At 63.5% G+C, this 3,999-nt stretch carries 4 protein-coding genes; 3 read left to right on the plus strand and 1 reads right to left on the minus strand.

Annotated elements, in window-relative coordinates; genetic code table 11:
- The first annotated feature begins 270 nt into the window (after positions 1-270).
- The gene (locus MLC59_RS19440) at positions 271-1,653 is read left to right on the plus strand and encodes a ribonuclease J (RefSeq protein WP_248237254.1); all 1,383 of its coding nucleotides are present in this window, start codon (positions 271-273) and stop codon (positions 1,651-1,653) included.
- Between the two features lie 12 nt (positions 1,654-1,665).
- Here MLC59_RS19440 and MLC59_RS19445 read toward each other — a convergent pair whose 3' ends face one another.
- Positions 1,666-2,490 carry an acyl-CoA thioesterase gene (locus MLC59_RS19445; protein ID WP_248237255.1) on the minus strand — a complete coding sequence of 275 codons (825 nt, stop codon included), beginning with the start codon at positions 2,488-2,490 and terminating at the stop codon, positions 1,666-1,668.
- Positions 2,491-2,593: 103 nt separating this feature from the next.
- On the opposite strand from MLC59_RS19445, the gene MLC59_RS19450 reads away from it, so the two are divergent.
- Complete coding sequence (locus MLC59_RS19450; RefSeq protein WP_248237256.1) at positions 2,594-3,067, plus strand: MarR family winged helix-turn-helix transcriptional regulator; 474 nt, start codon at positions 2,594-2,596, stop codon at positions 3,065-3,067.
- A complete protein-coding gene (locus MLC59_RS19455; RefSeq protein WP_248237257.1) occupies positions 3,064-3,969 on the plus strand; it encodes an MATE family efflux transporter in 906 nt (301 codons plus the stop codon). The genes MLC59_RS19450 and MLC59_RS19455 overlap by 4 nt, the downstream gene beginning before the upstream one ends.
- Positions 3,970-3,999 lie beyond the last annotated feature (30 nt).

Raw genomic sequence — 3,999 nt, forward strand, 5'->3', positions numbered from 1 at the left:
ATTGCAGTCCTTTTTTGGTCATCCAGATTTGGCTTACATCTCCGGGTGATGTTCGCTTACTTTATTTCGGATTAGTACTATCCGTGTCATGAAAACGTCCGTTATCCTTGAAGACCTCGACAAACTACATCATCCGCGGGGTCGTTGCCAGCCAGGCGGTCACAGCTATAAGAAGGAAGAATCCAGTAGAACCAATCCAGCATCTCCACCGCACCGCATTCCGCGTTACACTGCCGCCCTGTCCCATTTCCCGAACACGACAAGATTGCCATGACACCCGACCACAACGACCTCTGGTTCCTGCCCCTTGGCGGCACTGGTGAAATTGGTATGAACCTCAACCTTTACGGTCACGACGGCCAGTGGCTGATGGTGGACTGTGGCGTGACCTTTCCCCGTCCCGGTCGGGTGATCGCTGACGGCACGATGCACAGGCGTGGTGAACCGCCGGTACAAATGGCGGATCCGGCCTTTATTGCGGATCGCCGCGAGCAGCTGGCCGGGCTGATCATCACCCACGCCCATGAGGATCATATTGGCGCCGTGCCCTACCTGTGGCCACTGCTGCAATGCCCGGTGTACACCAGCCGCTTTACTGCCGAGATCCTGCGCCGCAAGCTGGCGGAGTTCGACCTGTTGCACCGGGTGCCGATCCACGTGGTGGACGTGGATGAGCGCCGCACCATCGGCCCCTTCGAGGTGCAGTGGCTGGCGCTGACCCACTCCATCCCCGACCCCAACGCCCTGATGATCCGCACCCCGGCGGGCCGGATCTTCCACAGTGGCGACTGGAAGCTGGACGAAGAGCCACTGGTTGGCCACGGTTATACACCGGGGACGTTCAAGGCGCTGGCGGAGGAAGGTGTGACGGCCATGGTGTGTGATTCCACCAACGCCACGGTGGCGGGGCATTCCATGTCCGAGTCGGCACTGGAGAAGGGATTGCTGGCGGCCACCAAAGACGCGCCGGGGCGGGTTATCGTGGCCTGTTTTGGCAGCAACATCGCCCGGCTGCACACCCTGGCCAACGTGGCCCGGGCCACTGGCCGTTACATGGGCCTGCTGGGGCGTTCGCTGGTCAACATGAGCGGAGCTGCCAAGGCGGCCGGGGTGTGGAACGCGGACGACCATCTCATTCCTCCTGCCCACCTGGGCTACCTGCCACGGGAGGAAGTACTGGCCGTGGCCACCGGCAGCCAGGGGGAACCGCGGACGGCCCTGCGTCGCATGGCCACAGGCTCACACCCTGATGTGGAACTGGAACCGGGCGACCGGGTAATCTTCAGTGCCCGGGCCATCCCCGGCAACGAGGACGCCATCGAAGCGCTGATCACCAGTTTGAAGGAACGGGGCGTCGAGGTCATCACCGCCGAGGACGCCGACCTGCCCATCCACGCCTCCGGCCACCCGGCCCAGGACGAGTTGCGTGCCATGTACCAGTGGGTTCAGCCAAATATCGCCATCCCCGTACACGGTGAAGCGGAGCACATGGAAGCCCACGCCAGCCTGGCGCGGGAATGCGGCGTGCCCAAGGCCCTGCTCGGCCGTAACGGCGATCTGTTCATGATCCGACCGGTGCCCGGAATACGCCGCCAGGTAGTGGAGACCGGGCGGCTTGGCTGGGAGAAAGGGGAACTGGTCCGGGTGGTTTGACCCCCGGTGTCCTTATTCCTTGAAGTAAACGACCTGGTGGGTGGTCGCAAGGAGTTCCCCGCCCGGGCTCCAGACTTCCGCACTCTGGTCGAAGAAACCCTGGCCAAAGTGGTTGGCGCTGGCCACACCGAGCACCGGCTCAGTGCCGACGGATGCCAACTGCTCGCCAGTCACATGGAAGTAAGTGGTCAGGGAGACCGTTCCGATAGGCACCAGCTTGGGCCGCCGGACGTAAATGCGGGGGAAGAAAGCATCGCACAGCGCCGACAGGGACAGGAAGTCCAGTGGCCTTGCTGGCTGGTCCTTCATCCATACCCGGCTCCGTGACGGGTAGTCCGGGTGCGGGTGTGGCTCCCCCATCAGTGCCCCCTCCACGAACCGCATGTCGTAGTTCCGGGTCCATTTCGGGCGACCCTCCTTCGAGGCATCGCTCAGTTCGGAGGCCGGTGACACCTCCGGGAAGCTGCTCTCCGTGCTGGCCCAGGTCTCACGCCGGCGCGCCGTCACGGCAGTGGCGAAGGCCACGGTCTCACCACCCTGCAGCATTTCCACCCACCAGTGCTGGCTGTTGCGGTTGGTCCGCACCGGCCGGGCACTAACCTCAAAGTCACCATCCGCCACGGGTGCGGCGAAATTGACGGTCAACGACACCGGCTCACCCAGCAGCTGCTCGTGGCAGAGCACACCATTGAGCAACGTCGCGCCGGTGGTGCCGCCGAAGGGCCCTACCATATTGGCGTAGGCCGGGCTGGTGGCACCCTGCCAGCGCCCGCTATCGATCGGAGTCAGGGCAACGGCCTGGTCGAGGGGGTGAACGGGGGTATTTTTGTCAGTCATGGTGGCCTCGTACGCAGATAAATGGTTGACCCGGGGGCCGGATCTTGACGGCGATAATTGCATATACAATACTTGCAGCTACAAATACTATCCGGAGCTTCCCATGACCGTCAAATCCCCGGTACCCCACAAGGCCCGGCCACAGGGCTGTACCAACTACCGCATACGCCAGCTGATGCGGCAGGTGTCGCAGTTCTACGATGCCGAACTGGGTCAGGCCGGACTCAAGGGCACCCAGTATGCCTTGATGGCCCACGTCATCCAGCTGGGCCCGGTGCGCCCGGGGGATCTCGCAAAGGCCATGAAAATGGACGCTTCCACCCTTACCCGCAATCTGAAGCCGCTACTGGACGCCGGCTGGCTCTCCCAGTCCCCCGGTCCGGATGGTCGCAGCCGGAGCATATCCATCACCGACGCCGGTCGGGACAAGTGGCACCAGGCCAGGGCGCACTGGAAGCAGGCCCAGCAACGCATCAACGGCATGCTCGGCGAAGACCGGGTCGTGGCGTTACACAGCCTGATCGATGAGTCCCTCGACCTGCTCGCACCCCACGAGCCGGCCGGGGCGGATTCATGACAGCTTCCGCGCCGGGAACCGCCCGGCCAGCCACCATGACACGTACCGAACAGATGCTCAGCCGGCCGGCGCTGCCCCTGATCCTTGCCATGGCCGCCCCCAATGCCATCGCCTTCCTGGTGCAGGGCACAGTGAGCATGACTGAAGTCTGGTTCATCGGTCACCTCGGCACCGCTGCGCTGGCGGCCATTGCACTGATGTTCCCGGGACTGATGCTGATGCAGATGCTCGCCAACGGCGCCATCGGTGGTGCATTGAGCAGTTCAGTGGCCCGGGCTCTGGGCCGGGGCCGCAAGGACCAGGCCGAGGCGCTGATCTGGCACGGCATCGTGATAGCGGTGGCCGCGGGCGGTCTGTTCTGGATGCTGTGGTGGCTTGGCGGTGCGGCTCTCCTCAATCAACTCGACGTCACCCCGGCAGTGATCGATGACGCGCTTCTTTATGGCCATATCCTGTTTGGTGGCAGTGTGGCCCTCTGGCTGATGGGTATTATCGCGGCGGTTTACCGGGGCATGGGGGAGATGCGCTTTCCTGCCGTGGTGATGGTACTGGGTGCCTTTATCCAGATTCCCCTGTCCGGTGCTCTGATCCTGGGCTGGGCCGGGCTGCCGCAGCTTGGCGTGGCTGGCGCGGCGGTTTCCGTGGTGGTGACCATGGGCCTTATGGCAGCGGTGCTCCTGGGCCGGCTGTCTGGCAGCAGCCAGGTGTTGCAACTGCACCTGTCCAGGTTTGCCCTGCAGCGGGCGCTGTTCGCCGATATCTTTCGGGTCGGGGCACTGGCCTCGCTGTCCCCGGTACTGACCGTGCTGGCCATTGCTGCGGTGAACGTGATTGTCAGCGGCTTCGGCGCGTCTGCCCTAGGAGTCTGCGCGGCAGGAGACACCTTCTGGCATAATGCGTAAAAATTCTTCAGCACCGGAGAATCTGATGGG

It is taken from the genome of Marinobacter bryozoorum (assembly GCF_023156245.1).
In the GTDB taxonomy this organism is placed as follows: Bacteria; Pseudomonadota; Gammaproteobacteria; order Pseudomonadales; family Oleiphilaceae; genus Marinobacter; species Marinobacter bryozoorum.

Bases quoted from the DNA above. Each gene is read 5' to 3' on its own strand.
- MLC59_RS19440 (WP_248237254.1), top strand. From the start codon at position 271: ATGACACCCGACCACAACGACCTCTGGTTCCTGCCCCTTGGCGGCACT.
- MLC59_RS19450 (WP_248237256.1), top strand. From the start codon at position 2,594: ATGACCGTCAAATCCCCGGTACCCCACAAGGCCCGGCCACAGGGCTGT.
- MLC59_RS19455 (WP_248237257.1), top strand. From the start codon at position 3,064: ATGACAGCTTCCGCGCCGGGAACCGCCCGGCCAGCCACCATGACACGT.
- MLC59_RS19445 (WP_248237255.1), bottom strand. From the start codon at position 2,490: ATGACTGACAAAAATACCCCCGTTCACCCCCTCGACCAGGCCGTTGCC.